The sequence below is a fragment of the Metapseudomonas boanensis genome (assembly GCF_042232855.1).
GTDB lineage: Bacteria > Pseudomonadota > Gammaproteobacteria > Pseudomonadales > Pseudomonadaceae > Metapseudomonas > Metapseudomonas boanensis.
The window spans coordinates 2,512,171-2,535,004 of the sequence record NZ_CP113889.1 but is presented as its reverse complement, the minus strand read 5'-3'; the positions used below and the strand labels follow the sequence as shown (position 1 = coordinate 2,535,004).

22 protein-coding genes and 2 pseudogenes are annotated in these 22,834 nt (G+C 61.7%); 16 read left to right on the top strand and 8 right to left on the bottom strand.

Annotated elements, in window-relative coordinates; genetic code table 11:
* Positions 1 to 250 precede the first annotated feature (250 nt).
* The 4 genes from OXH74_RS11730 to OXH74_RS11715 form a co-directional block, all read right to left on the bottom strand.
* Positions 251 to 1,093: an ABC transporter permease gene (locus tag OXH74_RS11730; RefSeq protein ID WP_375741327.1), complete on the bottom strand. Its 843-nt coding sequence runs from the start codon at positions 1,091 to 1,093 to the stop codon at positions 251 to 253.
* On the bottom strand, positions 1,093 to 1,953 hold the full coding sequence (locus tag OXH74_RS11725; RefSeq protein ID WP_375741326.1) for an ABC transporter permease: 861 nt from the start codon (positions 1,951 to 1,953) through the stop codon (positions 1,093 to 1,095). Before OXH74_RS11725 ends, OXH74_RS11730 begins: the two co-directional genes overlap by 1 nt.
* A gap of 104 nt (positions 1,954 to 2,057) precedes the next feature.
* Positions 2,058 to 3,128, bottom strand: coding sequence for an ABC transporter ATP-binding protein (locus OXH74_RS11720; RefSeq protein ID WP_375741325.1), 1,071 nt, complete (start codon positions 3,126 to 3,128; stop codon positions 2,058 to 2,060).
* 25 nt (positions 3,129 to 3,153) lie between these two features.
* Positions 3,154 to 4,206 carry an ABC transporter substrate-binding protein gene (locus OXH74_RS11715; protein WP_375741324.1) on the bottom strand — a complete coding sequence of 351 codons (1,053 nt, stop codon included), beginning with the start codon at positions 4,204 to 4,206 and terminating at the stop codon, positions 3,154 to 3,156.
* Between the two features lie 254 nt (positions 4,207 to 4,460).
* Here OXH74_RS11715 and OXH74_RS11710 point away from each other — a divergent pair, with 254 nt between their 5' ends.
* The 7 genes from OXH74_RS11710 (at position 4,461) to OXH74_RS11680 (ending at position 11,791) form a co-directional block, all read left to right on the top strand.
* Entirely contained in the window at positions 4,461 to 5,840 is a 1,380-nt protein-coding gene (locus OXH74_RS11710) for an aspartate aminotransferase family protein (RefSeq protein WP_375741323.1), read from the top strand.
* Positions 5,841 to 5,902: 62 nt separating this feature from the next.
* Positions 5,903 to 6,436, top strand: a complete 534-nt coding sequence (locus OXH74_RS11705; RefSeq protein WP_375741322.1) for a MarR family winged helix-turn-helix transcriptional regulator — start codon at positions 5,903 to 5,905, stop codon at positions 6,434 to 6,436.
* Positions 6,437 to 6,439: 3 nt separating this feature from the next.
* Positions 6,440 to 7,402, top strand: a complete 963-nt coding sequence (locus tag OXH74_RS11700) for an NAD(P)H-dependent flavin oxidoreductase (RefSeq protein WP_375741321.1) — start codon at positions 6,440 to 6,442, stop codon at positions 7,400 to 7,402.
* A gap of 14 nt (positions 7,403 to 7,416) precedes the next feature.
* Positions 7,417 to 8,163: an enoyl-CoA hydratase/isomerase family protein gene (locus tag OXH74_RS11695; RefSeq protein WP_375741320.1), complete on the top strand. Its 747-nt coding sequence runs from the start codon at positions 7,417 to 7,419 to the stop codon at positions 8,161 to 8,163.
* Positions 8,160 to 9,401, top strand: coding sequence for a CaiB/BaiF CoA transferase family protein (locus OXH74_RS11690; protein WP_375741319.1), 1,242 nt, complete (start codon positions 8,160 to 8,162; stop codon positions 9,399 to 9,401). The genes OXH74_RS11695 and OXH74_RS11690 overlap by 4 nt, the downstream gene beginning before the upstream one ends.
* Positions 9,402 to 9,403: 2 nt before the next feature.
* Positions 9,404 to 10,153, top strand: a complete 750-nt coding sequence (locus OXH74_RS11685) for an enoyl-CoA hydratase/isomerase family protein (protein WP_375741318.1) — start codon at positions 9,404 to 9,406, stop codon at positions 10,151 to 10,153.
* Between the two features lie 6 nt (positions 10,154 to 10,159).
* Positions 10,160 to 11,791 carry an AMP-binding protein gene (locus tag OXH74_RS11680; protein ID WP_375741317.1) on the top strand — a complete coding sequence of 544 codons (1,632 nt, stop codon included), beginning with the start codon at positions 10,160 to 10,162 and terminating at the stop codon, positions 11,789 to 11,791.
* Between the two features lie 392 nt (positions 11,792 to 12,183).
* On the opposite strand, the pseudogene OXH74_RS11675 reads toward OXH74_RS11680, so the two are convergent.
* A pseudogene (locus OXH74_RS11675) lies at positions 12,184 to 12,806 on the bottom strand (transposase); the annotation flags it as partial.
* A 454-nt stretch (positions 12,807 to 13,260) separates the two neighbouring features.
* Between OXH74_RS11675 and OXH74_RS11670 the strand changes: the two are divergent.
* The 3 genes from OXH74_RS11670 (at position 13,261) to OXH74_RS11660 (ending at position 14,874) form a co-directional block, all read left to right on the top strand.
* Entirely contained in the window at positions 13,261 to 13,713 is a 453-nt protein-coding gene (locus tag OXH74_RS11670) for an Ohr family peroxiredoxin (RefSeq protein WP_375741316.1), read from the top strand.
* Between the two features lie 78 nt (positions 13,714 to 13,791).
* Complete coding sequence (locus OXH74_RS11665) at positions 13,792 to 14,244, top strand: Ohr family peroxiredoxin (protein ID WP_375741315.1); 453 nt, start codon at positions 13,792 to 13,794, stop codon at positions 14,242 to 14,244.
* Positions 14,245 to 14,415: 171 nt separating this feature from the next.
* Positions 14,416 to 14,874, top strand: a complete 459-nt coding sequence (locus OXH74_RS11660; RefSeq protein WP_375741314.1) for a MarR family winged helix-turn-helix transcriptional regulator — start codon at positions 14,416 to 14,418, stop codon at positions 14,872 to 14,874.
* Between the two features lie 500 nt (positions 14,875 to 15,374).
* Here OXH74_RS11660 and OXH74_RS11655 read toward each other — a convergent pair whose 3' ends face one another.
* Entirely contained in the window at positions 15,375 to 15,764 is a 390-nt protein-coding gene (locus tag OXH74_RS11655; RefSeq protein ID WP_375741313.1) for a hypothetical protein, read from the bottom strand.
* 64 nt (positions 15,765 to 15,828) lie between these two features.
* On the opposite strand from OXH74_RS11655, the gene OXH74_RS11650 reads away from it, so the two are divergent.
* The 6 genes from OXH74_RS11650 (at position 15,829) to OXH74_RS11625 (ending at position 21,279) form a co-directional block, all read left to right on the top strand.
* Positions 15,829 to 16,725 carry a LysR family transcriptional regulator gene (locus tag OXH74_RS11650; RefSeq protein ID WP_375741312.1) on the top strand — a complete coding sequence of 299 codons (897 nt, stop codon included), beginning with the start codon at positions 15,829 to 15,831 and terminating at the stop codon, positions 16,723 to 16,725.
* Positions 16,726 to 16,728: 3 nt separating this feature from the next.
* Positions 16,729 to 17,631, top strand: coding sequence for a LysR family transcriptional regulator (locus tag OXH74_RS11645; RefSeq protein WP_375741311.1), 903 nt, complete (start codon positions 16,729 to 16,731; stop codon positions 17,629 to 17,631).
* A gap of 148 nt (positions 17,632 to 17,779) precedes the next feature.
* On the top strand, positions 17,780 to 18,406 hold the full coding sequence (locus OXH74_RS11640; RefSeq protein ID WP_375741310.1) for a glutathione S-transferase family protein: 627 nt from the start codon (positions 17,780 to 17,782) through the stop codon (positions 18,404 to 18,406).
* A gap of 53 nt (positions 18,407 to 18,459) precedes the next feature.
* The gene (locus OXH74_RS11635) at positions 18,460 to 20,514 is read left to right on the top strand and encodes a pyridoxamine 5'-phosphate oxidase family protein (RefSeq protein WP_375741309.1); all 2,055 of its coding nucleotides are present in this window, start codon (positions 18,460 to 18,462) and stop codon (positions 20,512 to 20,514) included.
* Between the two features lie 15 nt (positions 20,515 to 20,529).
* Positions 20,530 to 20,763, top strand: a complete 234-nt coding sequence (locus tag OXH74_RS11630; RefSeq protein ID WP_375741308.1) for a hypothetical protein — start codon at positions 20,530 to 20,532, stop codon at positions 20,761 to 20,763.
* 45 nt (positions 20,764 to 20,808) lie between these two features.
* On the top strand, positions 20,809 to 21,279 hold the full coding sequence (locus OXH74_RS11625) for a DUF1348 family protein (RefSeq protein ID WP_375741307.1): 471 nt from the start codon (positions 20,809 to 20,811) through the stop codon (positions 21,277 to 21,279).
* A 181-nt stretch (positions 21,280 to 21,460) separates the two neighbouring features.
* On the opposite strand, the pseudogene OXH74_RS11620 reads toward OXH74_RS11625, so the two are convergent.
* Both OXH74_RS11620 and OXH74_RS11615 read right to left on the bottom strand, forming a co-directional pair.
* Positions 21,461 to 21,616: pseudogene (locus tag OXH74_RS11620) on the bottom strand (transposase); the annotation flags it as partial.
* Between the two features lie 84 nt (positions 21,617 to 21,700).
* Positions 21,701 to 22,759: a GlxA family transcriptional regulator gene (locus tag OXH74_RS11615; protein WP_375741306.1), complete on the bottom strand. Its 1,059-nt coding sequence runs from the start codon at positions 22,757 to 22,759 to the stop codon at positions 21,701 to 21,703.
* Positions 22,760 to 22,834: the final 75 nt, after the last annotated feature.

The following is a 22,834-nucleotide window of genomic DNA, read 5'->3' as shown; positions in this document are numbered from 1 at the left end:
CAAGTATCGGGCTTCGACCTTTTTTGCTGCCTTACCCCAACGCGTCGCCTCTTATCCGCTTCCTGTTCGTCAGGCCAGCGCTTTGCCTCGGGCTTCCTCCGGATGCGCAGTCACCCGCGCCACCCTTGCCTCTGGCTAACACTTCCCCTTGCCGGGTGTGTAGAGGACTTTCACCTCCGAGTGAGTGCGCCCTGCCGGGCGCACAAAAAAAAGCGTGGCCAAAGCCACGCAAAAGTCCAGCCAATCGCAATCAGACAGGAGCCGACGCGCGTTGCCGCCGCTTTTCCAGCCCCTTGATGTACTGCATCACTACCAGCAGCAGGATCGAAAGCACGATCATCAATGTGGAGACGGCCGCCACTGTCGGGTCGATCTGGTCGCGGATGTTGGCGAACATTCGACGCGTCAGGGTCGAGCTCTCCCCGCCCACGATGAACAGCGCGATAACCACCTCATCGAAGGACGCAATGAAAGCGAAGAGCGCGCCAGAGAAGATCGATAGGCGGATCTGCGGCAAGGTCACACTGAGGAACGCCCAAGTACGGGATGCTCCCAGGCTGCGAGCCGCCATCTCCTGGTTCATGTCGAATCCCTGCAGGCCGTTGCCCACCGCGATCAGGACGAATGGAATCGCCAGTACGCTATGGGCCAGTACGAGCCCGGTGACTGTGTTGTTCAGGCCAGTGCGCGAATAGACGAAGAACACGCCCACCGCCACCAGTATGATCGGCACCAACATGGGCAGCATCATCAGTCCGTTGGCCAGTTTCGCCAGCCCACCACGCACCTGAGACAGTCCGTAGGCCGCCAGGGTCCCCAGCACTGTGGCGACCAAGGTGGAGATGATAGCCACCTTGAAGGACACCCAGGTCGCAGTCATCCACTCCGGCGAGCCGAGATACGCTTCATACCAGCGCAGGCTCCACTCCCGCGGCGGGAACTCCAGGTACTGCGAAGCCGAGAACGACATGGGAATAACGATCAGGCAGGGAATGATCAGGAACAAAAGGATCAGACCCACCAGGCAATAGAGCCAAAGGCGATGCAGGTGGGTGATCTGGGTCGGTGTCACCGATTCATTGAGATTGAGCATCAGGCTTTCCTCCCCGAGTCGTTGAGTCCGAACACCCTTCTCATTCCCAGCAGGATGAGTACGGTCACCACCAACAGTGCTACGCCGAGCGCACTAGCAGCCCCCCAGTTGCCGTACAGGGCGATGGTGTCGCTGATCTTCATCGACCACATGGACACACGGCCGCCACCCAGCAGTGCCGGCGTCAGGTAGAAACCGAGACACAGCACGAAGACCAGGGTAATGCCGGAGGCAAGCCCCGGCAGGGACAGCGGCAGGAACACCTGGCGAAATGCCTGGGATGGCGTGGCACCGCAATTGGCAGCGGCCGACAGCAGCAGCGGATCGATATTCTTCATCTTGTCGTAGAGCGGCAGCACCAAGAACGGCAACATCACGTGCACCATCCCCACCACCGTCCCGAAGAAGTTATGGACCAGCGCCAGTGGCTGGTCGATCAGCCCCAGGTCCAACAGCCAGTTGTTGATGATGCCCTGGCGCTGCAGCAGTACCAGCCAGGCATAGGTGCGGACCAAGATCGAGGTCCAGAACGGCAGCAGGACAAAGGCCATGCAGATCTGACTGGCCCGTTCGGGTAACTGCGACAACAAGTACGCCAGGGGATAGCCAAGCAGCACGCAGATCAGGGTGACGCAGAACGCCACTTTGAAGGTGATGACAAAGCTGCTCATGTAGACCGGCCGCAACAAGCGTTCGTAGTTCGCCAGGGTCAGCGCGCCACTGCTGTCAAAGGCCGACAGCCAGAACAGCCAGGCCAGCGGAATGGCCAACACCACGAATACCAACAGGAAACCGGGGAGGGTCAGCGAGAGCAATGTCCAGCGTTCCTTCCGCTCGGCGCGCGCAAGAGTGACTGCCATAGTTTGGCTATCAAGCCCTGCAGCGCCCTGCGACATGTGCAGGGAACTTATCGTCTTCATTTTCGGACCTCGTCGAAGCGCGTGAGGATGATCGTGATCGGAAGTCATGCCGACTCCGCCACCAACAGCGTGTCCTCAGCGTGCAACCAGAGCTCGACCGGTGCTCCCGGCACCGGTACCGGAACATCCCGGAATCCTTTTTGGTGTCTGGCAGTCAGCTCCGTGCCATCCGGTAGAACCAGGCCAACGTGGTAGCTGTCCCCCTGGTAGACCACGTCCCGGGCAGTCCCTTGGATCCGGTTCATCGCATGACCATCACCGCTGACCTGCCACTGCAGACGTTCCGGTCGCACCATCAGGAAGCGCTTCTGCGGGTGTCGAGTGGCCGTTCCCTGAGGCAGTTTCAACGGACGCCCCTGCAGTAATACGCCACCGCTCCCCTCCTCAACTTCCAGGAAACAGCTTTCACCAATGAACCCGGCGACGAAGCGGTCCGTCGGTCGCTCGTACAACGCATCGGGCGTATCCAGCTGGGCCAGCTTTCCCTTGTTCAGTACGGCAATACGATGGGAAAGCGTCAGCGCTTCCTTCTGGTCGTGGGTGACATAGATGGTGGTCATGCCCAAGCGTGCATGGAGCCGCTTGAGCTCCAGTTGCATGTGTTCACGCAGGTTCTTGTCCAGGGCCGAGAGCGGCTCATCCATCAGCAGGATTTTCGGCTCGAACACCATTGCCCTGGCCAAGGCCACGCGCTGACGCTGTCCACCGGACAACTGGTGGATTCCACGCTCACCAAGATGGTCCATCTGCACCATTTCCAGCGCCGCCTTGACCCGCTTGACCCGGTCGGCGCCGCCCACCTTGCGCAAGCGCAGTGGGTAGGCGACGTTTTCCGCCACCGTCATATGCGGGAACAGCGCGTAGTTCTGGAACACCATGCCCACGTCGCGCTTGTGCGGAGGTCGAGTGAGAAACTCGACTCCGTCAACCTTGATGCTCCCCGAGTCAGGGCGAATGAATCCCGCCAACACATTGAGCAGCGTGGTCTTTCCCGACCCCGAAGGACCGAGCAGAGTGAGAAACTCACCGGCATGCACATCAAGGGACACATGATCGATTGCGATGAATGAACCGTAGCCCTTGTAGACATCCCGAATCGCAATATTGCCTTGCATAACTCCGACCTCCGCAAATCCAGAACTATTGTGCGATCAGTTCTTTGTAGTCTTCTTGAACCTCAGTGACATGCTGCCCCCACCAGCGCGGATCCATCATGGTCTGCTTGGCGCGGTTGGCAGGCGACATGTTCGACTGGTTCAGAATGTCCGCTGAGAAACTGGCCTTTTCGAAGGCCTGGTTATTGGTAGGCCCGTAGTAGCCCATCATGGTCGGGATACGTGCCTGGATATCGGCGGAGACTGTATTAGCGATTAGCTTCTGGGCGGCGGCGACATTCTTCGCCCCCTTCAAGATGGCCATGCAGCCATAGCCCAGCAGCCCGTCATCGTAGGTGTAGGCAACCGGGGCCTTATCCTTCACGACGGAGTCGACGCGGCTACTCCAGATGGCAATCAGGTCGACCTCTCCGTCCTTGATCAGCTGCGAAGACTGAGCGCCAGACGTCCACCAAACCGCAACATCCGACTTGATCCTCTCCAACGAAGCCAAGCCGCGCTCGATATCCAGCGGGTAGAGCTGGTCACGCGGCACGCCGTCTGCCAACAGGGCGACTTCGAGCATTTCATCCGGGGCTACCGACAATGCGCGACGTCCGGGGAATTTCTTTACGTCCCAGAACTCCTGCCAGTTCTTCGGCCCTTCCTTGAACTTGTCGGTGCGCCAGCCCATCACCACCGAGTAACTATTGGTCGCAATCCAGTCCTTGCCCCGAGCGCGGCTGGGAATGCCACTGGCATCGATGACAGAGAAATCCAGCGGCTCGAACATGCCCTGCTCGGAAAGCGCCGCACAGTCATTGGCTCCGATATGAATGGCATCCCAGCTCGGCTTTCCGGACTGCACCTGCAAACGGACGGACGGCTGGCCATCATGCGATTCAGTTCGCAGGGTCAGGCCGGCCTTTTCTGCCGAGGGCTTCCACAGTGTCTGGATCAACGCGTCCTGCAGATTGCCGCCATAACCGGCCACAGTAACTGTCTGTTCGTCGGCAGCCATCACGGGCGCGACCAGACTGACAGCCATGGCGCCCAGGAAGAGTCGGATCGCCTTGGGTGAGGGGAGTGTATCGATCATTTTCCAGCTCCTATTTCTAGCGCCTAGAAGGCGCGGGACTTGTTCTTAGGCAGCGGTAATTCTCAAAGCTACATCCTGTTGCGGCATCGGGAGCGGGTCTTTAGTGCCTTCTGTCCGCCAGCCATCTCTATCGCCGGTTTGGCCCCTGAGATGGTTGACAACATGAACCACATGATTCACATTGTCAACCATATTGAACGAACAGGGCTTCTCAGCGAGCAGCCCAATCGCCGGTCCGAATAGGAGCAATTGCCATGTCAAACTCGTTGCACGCAGCTGATATCGCTTTCCACATCCATAGCCAGACCAACCTTGCGGTCCACGAGCAGGTAGGCCCGACCGTCATGGTTCGTGGCGAGGGGGTCTATACCTGGGACGACAAGGGCAAGCGCTACCTCGATGCTATGTCGGGCATGTGGAGTGCGGCCCTGGGCTACAGCGAAGAGCGACTGGTACAAGCGGCCTTGCGTCAGATGCAGGAACTGCCCTATCACCAGAACTTCGCCCATCGCGCCACCGAGCCGGCGATTCAGTTGGCCGAGCGTCTGATCCAGCTCGCACCAGTGCCGATGTCCAAGGTCTTGTTCGCCTGCTCCGGCTCCGAAGCGAACGACACCGCGATCAAGCTGGCCTGGTATTACTGGAGTGCAGTCAGCCAGCCCCAGCGGCGCAAGATCATCAGCCGCAACCGTGCCTATCACGGCACTACAGTGGCCAGCGCCAGCCTCACCGGCTTGCCGCACCTGCACCAGGACTTCGGGCTGCCCCTGCCCGGCTTCCTCCATGTCACTTGCCCCCATTACTACCGGGAAGGCCTGCCGGGAGAGAGCGAAGAAGCATTTTCCACTCGACTTGCCGCGGAACTGGAAGCACTGATCGAGCGGGAAGGTGCAGACACAATCGCTGCCTTCTTCGCTGAGCCCCTGATGGGGACTGGTGGCGTCATCACCCCGCCAGCCGGCTACTTCGAGAAGATCCAGGTCGTACTCAAGCGCCACGGCATCCTGCTGGTGGCCGATGAAGTCATCTGTGGATTCGGGCGCACTGGCAACTGGTGGGGTTCGCAGACCTTCGGTCTGAAACCGGACATGCTGACCTGCGCCAAAGCGCTGTCAGCCTCCTACCTGCCGATCTCCGCCTTGATGATCTCCGAAGGCATCTACCAGGCCATGAAGAGCCAAAGCGAGAAGATCGGCGTGTTCGGCCATGGCTACACCTACGGCGGGCATCCGGTTCCAGCAGCCGTCGCACTCGAGTGCCTGAACATCTATCAGGAGCGCCAGTTGCCTGAGCATGCCCAGCGCGTTGGTAGCCGACTGGGGGCGGGCCTTCGCAAGCTGGCCGACCATCCGCTGGTGGGCGAAGTGCGTGGCGAAGGCTTGATGTGGGGTGTGGAAGTCGTTGCGGACAAAGCGAACAAAACCGCCTTCCCCAGGGAATGGAAAGTCGGTCTGGCCGTTTCGCAGCAAACCGAAGCCAACGGTGTGACCGCTCGCGCCCTCAACGACTCGGTGGTGTTTGCCCCGCCGCTGATCATCTCCGAGGCCGAAGTCGATCTGGTACTGGACGCATTCGCCAAGGGCCTGGATGCCACGCTCGAGAAACTTGTCGCTCAGTCGCGATTCAGCCGTTGAGCAAGGCCGGGTAGTCCAGAACAATGAGGCACTGATGACAGGAACCACTCACAGGTGACCCCATGAAAAAACAAGCGACCGCAGTCAAACGCGATACCGAAGCATTCACGGACATGCGCGACCTGTTCTCCGTGCAACTGCAGCGGCTGGCGGGACTCTCCAGCCGCATCGCGGCACTGGTGATTCCCCAGCACTTCTCCCTCACGGTGCTGGAATGGCGGACCCTCGCGATCCTCGACTATCTGGGCGAAGCCCCGTTGGTTCGAGTAGCGAAGCACGCTGGCGTGCTCAAGAGCCAGATGAGCCGTCTGGTGACGAACCTGAGCAAACGCGAACTGATTGAGCGCCAACCAAACCCTGAGGACGGGCGGAGTGCACTGCTGTGCCTGAGCCCTGAAGGCAAAGACCTGGTGCGCCGCATCCTCAATGACTCCCAGGCCCGTAACGAAGCGATGCTTGACGGGCTGTCCGGTGAGGAACGCGAGCAACTCAAGGCCCTGATGCAGCGGGTTTACGCCAACAGCCTGGCCTACTTCGGCGAGCTGAAGAAGCACACCCCCTACGACCACCCTGAAGATGAAGACCATGAGGACTGATCGATGCCTATCGATACCCGTCTGACCCGTTTGCTGGGTATCTCCTATCCGATCGTTCAGGCTGGCATGAGCTGGGCATCGAGTTGCGCGGCGTTGCCGGCAGCAGTTTCCAACGCCGGCGGTCTGGGCGTCATCGCGGCGGGCCCCATGCGCCTGCCGGATCTCACAGAGACAATTCGTGAGGTCAAAGCACTTACCGACAAGCCCTTTGCGGTGAACATGCCTCTCTACCGCAAGGGTGCTGAAGAAGTTCTGGATCTGCTGGTCGCCGAACGTGTCCCGGTGATTATCGCCAGTCAGGGCTCACCGAAGGCACATCTGGCACGCTTCAAAGACTACGGCGCTACTTGGCTGCACGTTGTCGCCTTCGTCGAGCACGCGATCAAGGCCAGTGCAGTCGGCGTCGACGGCTTGGTAGTCGTAGGAAGCGAAGCTGGCGGCCATCCACCGGCCAATGAAGTGAGCACCCTGGTGAATGTGCGTAGGGTGCTCCAGGAAGTCAGCATTCCCGTCGTGGCCGGTGGTGGTGTTGCCGATGGTTACGGCATCGCTGCCCTGCTGGCCCTTGGCGCCGACGCAGTTCAGCTCGGCACCCGATTCATGCTCAGCGAAGAAGCCAACCTGCACCCTGCCTACAAGCAGCGGGTGCTGGAGGCAGAGATTGATGAAACCGTCCTCGTAGGACGCAAGCTCCCCGTCCGCAGCCTTCGCAATGCGTTCACGGAACGCGTGGCGAACGCCGAGCGCGAAGGTCTCCCCGAACGCGACCCGGCTGCGTACGAGGCCCTGCTGGCCTCCGCAAGCCTTAAGCAAGCGTCATTTGATGGCGACATCGGCAACGGAAAAGTGGAAGCAGGCCAATCCGCCGGCCTTGTCCGCGAGCTGCTGCCCGCCAGCGCCATCATGCATTCGCTGATCGAAGAACTTGAGCAGGCACTATCCCGCCTGCGCGCCATGCAATCCTGACGGGAGCCTGCACCATGACCCAAGAGCGAGTCGTTCTGACCCAGACCACCGACGGCGTCCAGACCATCACGCTGAACCGTCCCGACAAACTCAATGCGCTGAATTTCGCCCTTACCGAAGGCCTGGTAGCAGCACTGAAGGCAGCTGATGCCGACGAAGCCGTGCGCGCGGTGATAGTCACCGGCGCCGGGCGCGGTTTCTGCGCAGGCGCCGACACCCGCGAATTCGCAGTGCTGACCCCGGACAACCAGGAACTGGTGGATCGCCGTGCCGCCCTTACCACCGAACTCCAAGGGCTGGTCAAACACATGAGCAAGCCGGTGATCGCGGCAGTGAACGGCTACGCGATGGGCGGCGGCAGTGGACTGGCGATCTCCTGCGACCTCGCACTGGCGAGCGAATCGGCACGCTTCGGCTACCCCGAGGTGAAACATGGGATTGTCGCTGCCATCGTCATGGCAGGCCTGGTCGAGCACGTAGGCCGCAAGGCGGCATTTGAGCTGGTGGCTACTGGTCGCACGGTCGATGCAACAGAAGCTCTGAAGCTGGGTCTGGTGAACCGCGTAGTGCCAGACGATGAACTGCTGGCCGAAGCCGAGGAGCTGGCACTCGCATTGGCGGCGCACCCGCAGAACGCCATGCAGGCCACCAAGAAGATCTTCCACCAGGTGGCGGAGCTCCCCTTCAGCGAAGGGCTCAAGCTGGGCCAGCAGCTGAACGCCCAGATGCGCGCCTTCCGGCAGAAGGAGCAGGTCGCATGAAACCCTTGGAAGGAATTACCGTCATCGAACTGGCTCGGGTGCTGGCCTGCCCGTTCGCCGGGATGATCCTGGCTGAACTGGGAGCCCGGGTCATCAAGGTGGAACAACCGGTCTGCGGCGACGAAACCCGCGGCTACGAACCCTTCGTCGGTCAAGACGAACTGGTCCGAGACCAACTGGATGAAGATGCCTTGGCAGCAGCCTTGGGCCATGAACGCAGCGCGTACTTCTACGCCTTTAACCGCAGCAAGGAGTCCATCACCGTTAACCTGCGCAGCGCCGACGGCCAGGAGGTCGTTCGTAAGCTCGTCAGCAGCGCCGATGTGGTGTTGGAGAACTTCCCAGTCGGTACTCTGAAACGCTATGGGCTCGATTGGCCCAGCCTGAAGGAAGTCAACTCGCGGCTGATCTATGTGTCGTGTACGGGGTTCGGCCAGACCGGCCCCTACGCGAAGCGTAAAGGCTACGACACTGTCTTCCAGGCCATGAGCGGCATCATGAGCCTGACCGGCGAGAAGGACGGGGGGCCGGTCAAGCCCGGCATCCCGGTCTCGGATCTCAGCTCCGGCCTTTGGATTGCACTTGGCATCGTGTCGATGCTCCAAGGCCGGGGGCACGACGGTGCTGGTTCCTATCTGGACTTCTCGATGCTAGACGGCCAGATCAGCCTGCTGGCGCTCGCCGCGGCCCGCTACTTCGCGCTGGACGAAGTGCCGGAGCGCCTCGGCACCGAGCACCCGGGCCGTGTGCCCTCCGCCAGTTTCCGCTGCGCTGACGGAGGCTTCGTTCACATCACAGGTGCCGATCAACACTGGCACCCACTGTGCGAACTTCTGGGGCTCAACGATCTGGCTCAGGACCCGAGGCTGCAGGTCAACAGCGGCCGCGTCCTGCACCGCGACGAGGTGATGGCAGCCCTAAGCGAAGCCACAGGGCGTATGACTCGCGACGAACTCTGCGCCGCCTGCGACGCTGCCGGGGTACCGGCAGGCCCACTGAAGACGCTGGACGAGGTGGTGGTAGACCCCCACCTGAACGCCCGCGGTGTGTTCAGCGAGTTCGAGCACCCGGAGGGCGGGCGCTTCCCGGCGATCCGCCTGCCCTTCCAGTTCAATGGCCTGGAGAATCCGGCCCCTAGCCGCCCACCACTGCTGGGCGAGCACACCGAATCGGTTCTGTCTGGCCTGGGCTACAGCCCCCAGCGAATCGAAGCACTGCGCACTGACGGAGCGATCTGAACATGCAAATTCTGGAACTGGGCAGCGTAAGCCTGTCCCTCGACGAAAACATTGCCACAATCACTCTGAATCGCCCTGAAGCGCGTAACGCCCTAAATACCGCGCTCTGCCAAGACCTGCATGCCGCCATTCGTGAAGTCGGCGCACGCCAGGACGTTCATGTGGTCCTTATCCGCGCCAATGGCCCTGTGTTCTGCGCCGGTGCCGATCTGAAAGAACGCAAAGAGATGAACGAGGACCAGATCCGGGCGCGGCGTATCAAAGCCTTCGCGGTGTACGCAGCCATTGAAGAACTGCCGATGCCAGTTGTCGCCGTCGTCGAGGGACCGGCCGTGGGCTCGGGCTGCGAGATTGCCGGCGCCTGCGACTTCATCATTGCCAGCCAGGCGGCCAGCTTCCGCTACCCGGAGGCACGTTGGGGCACCGTTGGCGCTACCCAGCGGTTGCCACGCATCGTCGGCCGTCGTATCGCCAAGGAGCTGATGTTCACCGGCCGCGAAGTGTCTGCGTGGGAAGCCGTCGAAATTGGCTTGGTCAACCAGGTACGCCCCAACGAGGAATTCCCCGACTTCGTCATGGAGCTGGCTCGGAGCATCGCTGCAGCACCTGGCGCAGCCATGCGCAGCGCCAAGCGCACGATTGACCGGGGTGTCGACGACACCCGCTTCGGCGCACTTGCTCACGAAATCCTCGCGATCGAGGAAAACCTCAACCAGGGCACCTGGCGTGCCGGCATGACTTCGTTTTCCTGAGGACAAATGATGACTGCATTCGCTTCTCCGCTTCCCGGTCCGCTCTGGTCAGTCCTCAGGGACGTCGCCAGCCGACATCCGGACAATGATGCGCTGGTAGCCGAAGACGGCCGCCTGAGTTACAGCGCCTTGCTCAAGCAGGTCGAGACCACGGCAAAGGGCATGATCGCCCTGGGCCTCCAGCGCGGCGATCATATTGGCGTGTTGATGGGAAACTCCGTGCAGTGGGCAGTGATCTGGTATGCGGCAGCCTCAATCGGACTTGTCTGCGTGCCGTTCAATACCCGCTTCCGCACAGAGGAACTTGGCTACGGCCTGGCCCACGAGGACGTGCGCGCCCTCTTCTGTGTCGACCGTTTCCTGGGGAAGATCGACTTCAGCGCCATGCTCCGCGAAGTCGAGCCTGCTATCGACCAAACGCTTCCCGGCAAGGCCCTTCCCCTGATGCGACACGTGGTCGTATTTGGGGAGAACGTTCCGGCAGGCGCTATAAGCGAAGAGCGTTTCCTCAGTCTCGGGAAGGGTATTGGCGTTGCAGAACTGGGCCAGGCACGTAACCGGGTGCAACAGGACGATACCCTGTTAATTCAGTTCACCTCGGGCACCACCGCGTTTCCCAAGGGCGTGATGCTCAGCCATGCTTCCATGTTGGGTGTCGCGAAGTCCGTGGCGGAACGCATGGGCGTGCGTCACGAAGACCGCTACTTCAGTCCCCGCCCCTTCTACCATGTGGCCGGCAGCACCATGTCGCTGCTCGTGGCACTGGTGCATGGCGCTACCCTGGTAACCGCTGCCACCTTCGACCCCGCACAGGCGCTGGAGATCATGAGCCGGGAACGCTGCACGCTGACCTCAGGCAACGACACCATGTTCCTGATGCTGCTCGCCGACCCGAGCTTCGAAGAGAAAAAACTATACCTGCGTGGTGGCTGGGCCGCTGCCAGCCCGCAGATCCTCCAGGATGTAGTCGACAAGATGGGAGCAGCGGAGATCTGCAATGCCTATGGCCTGTCCGAAGCATCTCCCAACATTGTCATCTCCGACTATCGCGAGCCGCTCGAATATCGCCTGGACGGCTCCATGAAGCCCCACAAAGGTTTGCAGATTGAAATCCGCGACCCGGCTACCGGCGAGGCGTTGCCGCCAGGCCAGCCGGGCGAGATTTGCGCCAGCGGCTGGAGTCTCATGAAGGGCTACTACAAGCTGCCCGAACAGACTGCGTCGGCCCTGCGTGACGGCTGGCTGCACACTGGGGATCTTGGCGTACTTTCCGCCGATGGACGCCTGCGTTTTGTGGGGCGACTCAAAGACATGTTCCGTGTCGGTGGCGAAAACGTGTCCCCGCTTGAAGTGGAACAAGTGCTGCTGAAGCACCCGGCCGTCGAATTGGCGCAAGTGATCGGTGTACCCGACGCCCGACTGGGGGAAGTGCCAGCGGCATACGTCACCTTGAAGCAAGGTGTCTCAGCGTCCTCGGATGAGCTCATCTGCTTCTGCAAGCAACGATGTGCCAACTTCAAGGTTCCGCGTTTCCTGGCCATCGTAGAGGACTTCGAAAGCATTGGCATGACTGGCTCCAGCAAAGTCCAGAAAGGCCGCCTGCGCGAACATGCAATACAGCAGTTTGGCCTGAAGTAGAGCCTCCACTTCGCAAGACTCACTCGCCTCCGCAAGGAGGCTTTTTTTTGGATGCCCCGCCCCGCTACAAAATGAATAGCTTGCGGCTACGCACGCGAATCATGGGGGGATAAGTGGGGGGATAAATCGACACACACGCTTAATCTGCAGTATTTACAGGCATTACAGACAATAAGAAGCCGGCCACAAGCCGGCTTTTTTATTGCCTGAAGCCCAGAAAATATGGAGCCTCTCGCGACCACAATGTGAGTTGTTCCCCCATTTGTTCCCCCACTCCTCCGAAGCTGGCATGGCCATCTACTTGCCAGTGCGACACTAGAGCCAATTTCGCAATCACTACAGCCAACCCAGCTCGCTCAGCGAATATCGATTACCAACCAGCCCCTCCTGCTATCCGGCCGTTCAATTGTGGCCTGTTTATAGGCATGCGAACCCGGCTGCTTGCTGACCAGGCCTAACTCACGCATCAACCGACGCACGCGAAAACGACCAATCGTCACGCCGTCTTCGCGCAGCATGCCCAGGATGCTGCGGCTGCCGGCCGAGCCTCGACTCTGGCTGAACAACTGGTTGACCTGGCTGCGTAGCGCAACGCGGCGAGCATCGACACGACGCCGTCGAAGACGGTGGGCGTAGTACCAAGACTGCGCCACATCGAAAGCTGAACAGACCGGTTCTACCGACTCCTGCTCACTCAACTGGTCTATCAGCGAGTCCGATCGAGTTCGTCTGACATCAAGAGAGCGGTAGCCTTTTTTAGGATCGCTTTCTCCCGCTCCAGCCGGTTGATCCGGGCCTCCAACTCCTGAATCTTCTGCTGCTCGGGCGTCAGCGCCTTGCTCTTCGGGGTCACGCCTTGGCGCTCCGCCTGGAGCTGCTTCACCCAACGGCGCAAGGCCGAATCCACCGCCCCCAGCGAACGGCAGGCTTCGATATGGCTGTAGCCTTGATCCAGCACCAGAGCCGCAGCCTCTCGCTTGAACTCGGCGGAAAACGTACGTCGTTGCTTGCTCATCAGACACCTCTCTCACGGCGAGGATTTTCGCCTAAATCGGTGTCCGGAATCAGTAGACCACTACAATTTCGTCAGGTGGGAGGAGCGCATGCTTTCGAGCAGCCCATGCACCTACTCCTGATTATTGAGTGGGGGCAGGGTCGGTTCCGCGCCTACCGCTCGTCATCGAGGCGTGAAAAAATATTTGACAGCATTGGGTCCTTGGGAGAGTATCAACAAATCGCGTACGATTTGATCGCTGGCGATAAGAAACCACCACAACCTTACCGCTTGGAGATTCAGCCATGAACAACGGAAGCAGCCAAAAGATGTGCATCTCTAACGATCGCGCTTCCTATGGCCACAACCGCAACAACTGGATCAATGCACCAAGCGATTGATAAGCGGCAGCTTTTAACACCACAAATATCGCATGCGATTTTATCGCAAAAAATATCAGTCCGAGGAAGCTTCCATGAGCAAGATCGAAAAAGTACTGGCTACTGGCAAAACCCATACCACCCACAGTGGCGCAAGCAACTCCCTGCGCGGCCATAACGGCAGCATTGACATCGAACTGTCGTCACCCGGCTCCGCCCAACCGGCGCACTTGTTCGCTGCCACCCAACCGCACCCGAAAGCCGAGCAACTGTTTGCTGGGGCGTGGTCGGCCTGCTACACCGCCGCAGTCGGGCTCGTCGCCCAGGAACGCAACATCGTGTTGCCAGCTGATCTGGCCGTCGACATCGAAGTGGACCTGGGCCAGACTGGTTCGGCCTACTTCCTTCAGGCGCGACTGACCCTCCGCGTGCCGGGGTTGGCACACGATGTCGCGACAGAACTGGCGCACATCGCCGATTACATCTGCCCGTACTCCAAAGCCACACGCGGCAATATCGATGTTGCCCTGAACGTAATCACGGCGTGAAGTTTAGACACATCACACATATCGTATACGATTTAATCGCATACATATCACAAGCCTTGCAAACCTGAGGAAATCATCATGAGCAAAATCGAAAAAGTACTGGCCAGCGGCAAAACCCACACCACCCGTAACAGCGCCGGCAATACGTCACGCGGCCATAACGGCAACCTCGACATTGAGCTGTCGTCGCCCGGCAGCACCACACCGGCACACGTATTCACCGCCGTCCAGCCACACCCGAAAGCCGAGCAACTGTTCGCCGGGGCGTGGTCGGCCTGCTACATCGCAGCGGTGGGTCTGGCCGCCCAACAGATGAAGGTGACGCTGCCGACCAATACGGCCGTCGACATCGAAGTGGACCTGGGCCAGACCGGTGCAGCCTACTTCCTCCAGGCCCGACTGACCCTAAGCGTGCCAGGCCTGTCGCACGAAGTGGCGACCGAACTGGCACACAACGCTGACGCGATCTGCCCGTACTCCAAGGCAACCCGCGGCAACATTGACGTTGCCATCAACGTCCTTACCGCTTAACGCCCCGCACAGCCGGCTCGTTAGGGTCATCCCTGATGAGCCGGTCTTCGATCTCTACAGATCTGATGCGTTCAGATAACGACTGCCAAAGGGGCGGCACTTCCGATACCATCGCATGCGATGTACAGTTTAATCATGCAAGCCATCCGTCTTTGGCCACAGGGAGTGCTCATGAAATCCACTAAAAAGATAGTCACACTCGATCTGAAGCTTTCTGACTTCCTTTGTTTTGCGGTCTATTCCTCTAACTTGGCTTTTGGTAAGGCCTACAAGCCGATGCTCGAACGGCTCGGCCTGACCTATACGCAATACATCACGCTCGTTGCGCTGTGGGAGGAAGATAACCAGACCGTTGGCAGCCTCGGCGAAAAGCTGTTCCTCGAATCTAACACCCTCACGCCGATCCTGAAGAAGTTGGAAGCGATGGGTTATTTGCTGCGCCAGCGCGACCCGGAAGACGAACGCCAGGTGCGGATCAGTCTCACAGAAGAGGGGCGTAAACTGCGTGAAGGCCTCTCGGAAGATAACTTCCCACAAACTGGTCTTGATCCCGAGGACTTCGTGCAATTGCAAAAGGCAATTGTGAAGTTGCGGGGAAATCTCATCCGTTCAACGAAAGATCGGGAATAAGTAGTATCGAGCAAGAATGGTGAGTTTACCCAGGTTTTCGAGGCTCACTTAACCGGCTGCTTTTGGCGGGTCTGCGCCGGCCGTGACTGGCAGAAGTCGACCCGGAGATGCCAGTGAAATTGGCAGATTCTGTTGAAAAAGTTGGTGCCCTCCCAGTTCGCTCACGCGAAGCCGAAAAAAGCGCGATTCACGGCACGAGCGCCTCTGCGGCCGGTGTATTCCTCATAGACCCGGACCTTCACAGTACATTCAAGTCCGCCTGTGACCTCTTGGATAAACTCTGTGCGCGGAAAAGGTCTGGCAACAAACAGCCGTGGGTGCTTCAACCTAGCGGCAGAAGCTAGAAAGTCAGCGTATTGACCATATTTCAGGCCTACTATCTGATGCAAAGGGCCTGATCGCGACACGCGAACGGCAGCGCTAATTTGCCTCTGCCGACCCTGTAGACTGGCCCCGAGCTAAGACCCGCCACACAGAGGAAGTGAGCATAACGGTTGGGGTCAATTCAGCGAACGGAAGAAATCGCGGATGTCCGTGGTGATGGCCTGCGGTTCTTCCCAAGCCCCGAAGTGTCCGCCGCTAGCGTGATGCCGCATCTGCATGAGGTTGTAGTAGCGCTGAGCCCAGCGGCGCGGGGAGCTGCATATTTCCTCCGGTAGCACCGAAATACCGACTGGGGCCTCGACTACAGGTATGCGATTGTGCACTGGCGTCCAGGGATGGTGTGCTGCCTCGTAGTAGTAACGCGCCGACGTGCCGTAGCTCTGCGTAACCCAGTAGATCATGATCGTGGTCAGAAGATCGTCCTTGCTGAAGCGTGTTTCGACGTCGCCGTGACAATCGCTCCAGCTGCGTTGCTTTTCGACTATCCACTGGGGCACCACTTTCAAACGCTAAGCTGTGGCAACCAACCCAATCTGCAAACTGGCGGTGAGTTTGGATAGATTTCAGGAGATGAAGGTGCTCCTGGCTGTCGCCGAGGCGGAAAGCTTTGCCGGTGGCGCCAAGCTGATGGGCATGTCGCCGCCGAGCGTGACCCGCGTGATCGCCGGCCTGGAAAATCGCCTCGGCACGTTGCTGCTGGCCCGCAGTACACGCAGTCTGCGCCTGACCGAGGCGGGCCGGCGCTATGTGGATGACTGCAAGCGTATCCTGCTCGATCTGGAAGAGGCCGATGAACTGGCCGCCGGCAGTAGCAACCGAGTGCGGGGCAACCTGACCGTTACGGCGCCGGTGATGTTCGGCGAGCTGTTCCTGATTCCGCTGATCACCGAATACCTCGCGGAACACCCGGAGGTGTCGATCAACGCCCTGCTGGTGGATCGCCTGGTGAGTATGGTCGACGAGGGCCTGGACGTGGCCGTGCGCATCGGCAAGCTGCCCGACACCGGCCTGCAGGCGATCCGGGTGGGCGCCATCCGCCCGGTGATCTGCGCCGCACCGGCCTTTCTCGAACGCGCCGGCCGGCCACAGGTGCCCAAGGATGTGATGAGCGCGCCCATCGTCATGTCGTCGGCCAGCAGCCTGCTCACCGACTGGCAGTTCAACGGCGCGCAGGGCGCCCTCACTCTGCATCCCAAGCCGCGTCTGATGGTCAGCTCCAACCAGGCCGCGATCAATGCCGCGCGCATGGGCTGGGGGCTAACGCGGGTGCTGTCGTACCAGGTCGCCGAGCTGGTAGCCAAGGGCGAGCTGGAGATCGTCCTCGAGGACTACGAAACCGCGGCGCTGCCGGTGCACGTGCTCTACCAGGACAACAAGCGGATATCTGCCAAGGTGCGCACGTTCGTCGACCTCTGCACCCGGCGCTTCCAGCAGGACCCGGCGCTGCAGTCAGCGACGGTGGCATGAGGCATGAGCCGCTATCGGCAGATGCAGGTGTTCGATGCCGTGGTGCAGGCCGGCAGCCTGGCCGCCGCCGCGCGTCAACTCGAACTGTCGGCGGCGACCATCATGCGCACCATCGGCGCTCTGGAGGCGCGCCTCAACGCTACCCTGCTCATTCGCGGCCCGCGCGGAGTGACCCTGAGCCCTGCCGGCGAGCAGTTTGCCCTGAGCTGCCGGCAGATCCTCGAACAGACCGAAGAAGCCGAACGCTCGGCGGCAGGCGTGCATGCCTGCTCGAGCGGGCAGCTGACGCTGGCGCTGCCCCTGCTGATGGAACACCAGGTACTCACGCCCATCGCCCTCGCCTATCTCGACGCTTTCCCCGACGTGCACCTGGCCACCCGCGCCAGCCATGGCATGCCCAAGCTGCTGGAGGAAGGCATCGATGTAGCGCTGGTGGTGGGCCATCTGGCCAATTCGTCTGAGTTCGCCCAGCCCCTGGGCGAGGTCAGGCCGATCGTCTGCGCCGCGCCCGGCTACCTGGCCCAATGGGGCAAGCCGCAGACGCCGGATGATCTCAAGGCCCACCGCGCGGTGGTCGCCTCGGCCCCCGGTTACGACTTGCCCTGGCAATTTCGTTGCGAGCGCAACACGCGCCTGGTCAAGCCCATGCCAGTGCTGACCTGCACCACCCAGCGTGCCGCCATCCACGCCGCCACACTGGGCCTAGGGCTGATCCGCTGCATGAGTTACGAGGCCCATGCCGAGCTGCAGAGCGGCCTGCTCGAACCGGTACTGCAGCCGTTCGCCAGCCCGGGCCTGCCGGCGCAGCTGATCTACCGCCATGGCCGCCGCGCCGAGGCGCGGGTACGCGGTTTCATCGACTTCGCCACCCCCCGGCTGCGCGCCCACCCCGCCTTCCGCGGCTGACACGCTCGCGATTCTTTCAAAAAACGGAATTATGGATTGCCCAGCATGGTGATTCTGCTCGCCTCTGCATAGGCGCAGCATGGCTCCAACAGCGCAACACCCTCCAAACACCTCGCTGACCATCCAACCCAGTTGTGGAGCCACGATCATGACCAACGCCATCAAACTCTATCGCCACCCACTGTCCGGCCACGCCCATCGCGTCGAGCTGATGCTCTCGCTGCTGAAGCTGCCCACCGAGCAGGTGTTCGTCGACCTGGCCAACGGTGCGCACAAGAAGGCCGAATACCTGGCCATCAACGCCTTCGGCCAGGTGCCGGCGATCGATGACAACGGCACCCTGATCAGTGACTCCAATGCGATTCTGGTCTACCTGGCGAAGAAGTACGGCAGCGGTAGCTGGCAGCTGAACGATCCACTCGAGGAAGCACGTGTACAGCGCTGGCTGTCGGTAGCCGCCGGCCAGGTCGCTTACGGCCCGGCCGCCGCACGGCTGATCACGGTGTTCGGTGCGGCCTTCAATGCCGACGAGGTCGTTGCCCGCGCCCATGCCCTGCTAAAGGTGATGGAGAGCGAACTGGCGGCCCGCCCGTTCCTCGTGGGCAGCGAACCGAGCATCGCCGATGTCGCCAACTACAGTTACATCGCCCATGCCCCGGAAGGCAACGTATCGCTGGAGGCCTACCCGAACGTGCGTGCCTGGCTGCAGCGCATCGAAGCCCTGCCCGGCTTCGTGCCGATGCAACGTACCGCCGCAGGTCTGCAAGCCAGCTGAGTGTCGACCAGGCTGCCGGGGGGGTCCCGGCGGCCCTTCCGAGGAGCGCCGCCATGGATCATCTGCCCAAGCACCGTAAATCGCCCTGGCACGCCGGCGAACGCCAGCTGCAGGAAAGCGTGCACGCCACCGAGCGCATGGAAGTGATCGGGCAGAAGGTCATCCGCGATTACATGCCCGACCAGCACCGCGAGTTCTATCAGCAGCTGCCGTTCATGGTGGTCGGCGCAGTGGATGCCGACGGCCGCCCCTGTGCCACCCTGCTCGAAGGGCCGGAAGGCTTCGTCACCTCGCCTGACCCGCAGCACCTGTTCCTCGCCAGCCACCCCGACCCGCAGGACCCAGCCGCCTCCGGGATGCGGTCGGGCTGCGCTATCGGCATGCTTGGCGTCGAGCTGCATACGCGCCGGCGTAACCGCATCAACGGCGTGATCCTGCAAGCCTCGGCGTCGGGCTTCGCGGTGGAGGTCGAACACTCCTACGGCAACTGCCCCAAGTACATCCAGGAACGCTCCTACACCCGAGTCACCGCACGGGGCGGCAAGGCACCACGCCAGGACTTCGCGGGTCTGGACGAACAAAGCAGCGCCCTGATCCGCGCCGCCGACACCTTCTTCGTGGCCAGCTACGTCGAGCATGACGATTACAGCCGCTCGGTGGACGTCTCCCATCGCGGCGGCCGTGCCGGCTTCGTCAAGGTCGAAGGCAACCGTCTGACCATTCCCGACTACGCCGGTAACCTGTTCTTCAACACCCTGGGTAACCTGCAGACCAACCCGATCGCCGGTCTGCTCTTCGTCGACTTCGCCACCGGCGACATGCTGCAACTCAGCGGACGCACCGAGCTGCTGCTGGACAGCCCGCTGACCAAGGCCTTCGAGGGTGCGGAGCGGCTGTGGACGGTCGAGGTCGAGCATGTGGTGCTGCGGCCGGCGGCCGTGAGCATTCGCTGGCAGTTTCACGACTACGCCCCCACCAGCCTGGCAACCGGCACCTGGGCGGAGACCGACGAGCGCATACGCCAGTACGAGCAACGCCGGCAGTGGCAGCAATGGCGCGTGACGCGAGCCCAGCAGGAGAGCAGCGACATCCGCTCGCTGTTCCTCGAACCACTGGACAACGCTGCCGTGCCTTTCGCCCCTGGCCAGCACCTGCCGATGCGCATCGTGACCCGCGAGGCGGAAGCACTGGTCAGGACCTACAGTGTCTCCAGCGCGCCGTCCGACGGGCATATCCGCATCAGCGTAAAACTGCAGGGCAAGGCCTCGCGCCACCTTCACGAAAACGTACAGGTGGGTGACGTACTGGAGGTGCGCGCTCCGCTGGGCAGCTTCACACTGGTCGATGACATCGCCAGGCCGGTGGTATTGATCGGTGCGGGCGTCGGCATCACGCCAATGGTCTCGATGGCCCGGGAGTTGGTGGCACAGAACCGGCAGTATCAGCGTGCGCGCCATATTCATCTGTTCCACAGCGCCCGCAGCCTCGCCGACCTGCCTTTCCGCGAGGAGCTGACGGCGCTGCAACAGCAGGCTGCCGGGCTGCTGCACATCCACCGCGCCCTGAGCAGCCCCGGCGCCGATGCGCAACTCGAACGCGACTACCAGTTGGCCGGCCGTCTGAGCTTCGCGCAGGTCAAGGCACGGCTGCCACTGGACGACTACGACTTCTACCTGTGCGGCCCCGGCGGGTTTCTCCAGGACATGTATGACGGCCTGCGCGGCCTCAACATCCCCGACCAGCGCATCCACGCCGAGGCCTTCGGCCCCTCTGCCCTGCGCCGCTCGCAGACCGAACAGCCGCAGCCCCTGGAGCAGCCTCCGGCGGCCACGGCACCAGTGCCGGTGTACTTCTCCGCTTCGGCCACCGAGGCACGCTGGAAACCCGAGAGCGGCAGCCTGCTAGAGCTGGCCGAAAGCCGCGGTCTTACGCCTGAGTTCAGCTGCCGTGGCGGCTCGTGTGGCACCTGTGCCGCCAGGTTGGTCAGCGGTGCCGTGCATTACCCCAATCCACCGGCGCAGTTGCCGGAGGGCGACAAAGTACTCATCTGCTGTGCCGTGCCGGCGAAAGCCGACGGTAGCCCGCTGCCCCTGGTTCTTGATCTCTGACGAGGAGGCCGTGACATGAACACAACCGATGTGCGCAGCTGGGACACGGATCAGCGTCCGCTGTGGCGCGACTCGCGCATGTCTGCGTCGCCGGATATTGCGCCCATGGAGTGGGAGTCGAACCTGTTGCTGCCGCAGATGGCCGCGGCGCTTGAACATCCTTGCGGCGGCACGTCGGCGAACCGTCTGGTAAGTCTGTGGCGAGCGCTGCGCGCGAACATTCGTCAGCCAGTGGCCCAAGCCACGTAATCCTGAACTCAGCCCCACTCACCTTCGCCAACAGGAGCAAGCGCCATGTCTGAAGTCCGTCAACCGGTTCCACCCTTCACCCGCGAGAATGCCATTCTGAAAGTCCGGCTGGCCGAGGACGGCTGGAACAGCCGCGATGCGGGCAAGGTAGCCCTCGCCTACACCCTGGATACCAAGTGGCGCAACCGCGCCGAGTTCGCTACCAGCCGTGCCGAGGCCGAGGCATTCCTTAGGAGAAAGTGGAACAAGGAGCTTGAGTACCGCCTGATCAAGGAGCTATGGGCGTTCACGGATAATCGCATCGCCGTCCGCTACGCCTACGAATGGCATGATGACTCTGGCAACTGGTTCCGCTCGTATGGCAACGAGAATTGGGAGTTTGCAGACAACGGCCTGATGGCCCATCGCTTTGCCTGCATAAACGACCTGCCCATCAGCGAGGCTGAGCGAAAATTTCGCTGGCCACTGGGACGTCGGCCAGATGACCATCCGGGGCTATCGGAGCTGGGCCTCTAACGTAACCCGCCTACGCAAGCAAATAGGCCGTCGACTTCTCTATCTCGCTGGAAGGTGCCTGCGACAAGCGCTATCGGCCAAAAGTAGCCATTGGATGGCTACAAAATCAGGAACTATAAAATGACGCGCTGGAGCTGTCGGAACAGACCGAGGTCTGAACATCCATAGCAGTGATCTAGGTTAGGTCGTTGCTATCCGCCCCGAAGCACAGGATCCAGAAGATGCCATTGAGCACCAGTCGATCATCACTGCGCGGTCGCCCCATCTTCTGTTCGGGGGAAACCAGATCCTTGATCAACTCCCATGCCGCATCGGGGAGTTCGTAGCGCCTTGCCATGCGGGCCTCCAGCCAATCATGGCGGCGATTCTACCCGCGTGGCGACTGCCCCAGGCGACGAGCGCTAGCCGGGGAGCCAACCGCTCAGTCCTCGCTAGCCACCCCACTCAGGCGCCGCGCCAGCACGCCGAAGCGGCGCCGGTACTGCGCCGGGGTCAGGCCGACCTTGCGCCGAAACAGGCGGCCGAAGAAGCCGGCGTCCTGGTAGCCCACCTCCAGGGCAATGGCCTCGACCGGCAGTTCGCCGGACTCGAGCATCTGCTTGGCATCCTCCAGGCGCAGGTTGTGCACGTAATCCAGCGGCGACATGCTGGTGGCCTGGGAGAAACGACGCAGGAAGGTGCGCTCGGCCAGCCCGCTCATCTGCACCATGGCCGCCACCGGCGCCTCGCTCTCGTAGTGCAGCGCAGCCCACTCCTGGCAGCGCGCGATCACCGGATCGGCCTGCTGCCCGGTGCGCATCATTGCCGCGTAGGCCAGCGGGCTGGTGGAGTCCCAGTCCAGCAGGTTGATCCGCGCCATCTGCATCGCCTCCTCGGCGCCGACAAAACGGGCGATCAGGTACAGCGCCAGGGCATGCCAGCTGGTGCCGCTGCCGGCCATCACCAGGCGCTGGCCCTCGCCGGAGGTCACCAGGGCCTTGCCCGGCTGCCAGCGGACACGCGGGTGTTCGCGCTGCAGGCTCTCGCAGTAGCCCCAGTGCGAGGTGCCCTCGTAGCCGTCCAGCAGCCCGGTGCGCGCCAGCAGCAGCGCGCCGGAGCAGGCCGAGGCCAGAGTCGCGCCGGCAGCATGGCGCTCGCGCAGCCACTGCACCTCGATGTCATAACGCTCGCCCAGCGGCTGCCAGGGGCTGACCGCCAGGTCGCTGACGATCACCACATCGACCGGGGGCGCGTCGGCCAAGCCGACATGCGGCTGGATCAGCACTTCGTTGGCGGCGCGCAGCGGCAGACCGTCGCGACTGAGGATCAGCGGCCGGAACGGCGAGGCGACCTCGGTCTGGTTGAGCAGCATCTGCCAGTCGCGGCGGGTGCCCTGCAGCAGGTCGAACAGGCCGAAGAGCGTCGAGGCGGTGGTATCGGGCAGGGCGAGCAGGCCGACGCTCAGGGGGCGGTCACGGTTTGTGGAATCGGGGCGGGACATGGCGGAAATGCCCATTTTCTGACCTGGATGACCTTGGTGCGGTTCGCGCGGCAGGCCGAAGATGAACGCACTGGC

Coding starts and splice junctions, on each gene's coding strand:
- OXH74_RS11730 (WP_375741327.1), bottom strand. CDS start 1,093: ATGCTCAATCTCAATGAATCGGTGACACCGACCCAGATCACCCACCTG.
- OXH74_RS11720 (WP_375741325.1), bottom strand. CDS start 3,128: ATGCAAGGCAATATTGCGATTCGGGATGTCTACAAGGGCTACGGTTCA.
- OXH74_RS11650 (WP_375741312.1), top strand. CDS start 15,829: ATGAAGGTGCTCCTGGCTGTCGCCGAGGCGGAAAGCTTTGCCGGTGGC.
- OXH74_RS11710 (WP_375741323.1), top strand. CDS start 4,461: ATGTCAAACTCGTTGCACGCAGCTGATATCGCTTTCCACATCCATAGC.
- OXH74_RS11700 (WP_375741321.1), top strand. CDS start 6,440: ATGCCTATCGATACCCGTCTGACCCGTTTGCTGGGTATCTCCTATCCG.
- OXH74_RS11660 (WP_375741314.1), top strand. CDS start 14,416: ATGAAATCCACTAAAAAGATAGTCACACTCGATCTGAAGCTTTCTGAC.
- OXH74_RS11625 (WP_375741307.1), top strand. CDS start 20,809: ATGTCTGAAGTCCGTCAACCGGTTCCACCCTTCACCCGCGAGAATGCC.
- OXH74_RS11685 (WP_375741318.1), top strand. CDS start 9,404: ATGCAAATTCTGGAACTGGGCAGCGTAAGCCTGTCCCTCGACGAAAAC.
- OXH74_RS11645 (WP_375741311.1), top strand. CDS start 16,729: ATGAGCCGCTATCGGCAGATGCAGGTGTTCGATGCCGTGGTGCAGGCC.
- OXH74_RS11670 (WP_375741316.1), top strand. CDS start 13,261: ATGAGCAAGATCGAAAAAGTACTGGCTACTGGCAAAACCCATACCACC.
- OXH74_RS11640 (WP_375741310.1), top strand. CDS start 17,780: ATGACCAACGCCATCAAACTCTATCGCCACCCACTGTCCGGCCACGCC.
- OXH74_RS11630 (WP_375741308.1), top strand. CDS start 20,530: ATGAACACAACCGATGTGCGCAGCTGGGACACGGATCAGCGTCCGCTG.
- OXH74_RS11615 (WP_375741306.1), bottom strand. CDS start 22,759: ATGTCCCGCCCCGATTCCACAAACCGTGACCGCCCCCTGAGCGTCGGC.
- OXH74_RS11665 (WP_375741315.1), top strand. CDS start 13,792: ATGAGCAAAATCGAAAAAGTACTGGCCAGCGGCAAAACCCACACCACC.
- OXH74_RS11695 (WP_375741320.1), top strand. CDS start 7,417: ATGACCCAAGAGCGAGTCGTTCTGACCCAGACCACCGACGGCGTCCAG.
- OXH74_RS11680 (WP_375741317.1), top strand. CDS start 10,160: ATGATGACTGCATTCGCTTCTCCGCTTCCCGGTCCGCTCTGGTCAGTC.
- OXH74_RS11690 (WP_375741319.1), top strand. CDS start 8,160: ATGAAACCCTTGGAAGGAATTACCGTCATCGAACTGGCTCGGGTGCTG.
- OXH74_RS11725 (WP_375741326.1), bottom strand. CDS start 1,953: ATGGCAGTCACTCTTGCGCGCGCCGAGCGGAAGGAACGCTGGACATTG.
- OXH74_RS11715 (WP_375741324.1), bottom strand. CDS start 4,206: ATGATCGATACACTCCCCTCACCCAAGGCGATCCGACTCTTCCTGGGC.
- OXH74_RS11705 (WP_375741322.1), top strand. CDS start 5,903: ATGAAAAAACAAGCGACCGCAGTCAAACGCGATACCGAAGCATTCACG.
- OXH74_RS11635 (WP_375741309.1), top strand. CDS start 18,460: ATGGATCATCTGCCCAAGCACCGTAAATCGCCCTGGCACGCCGGCGAA.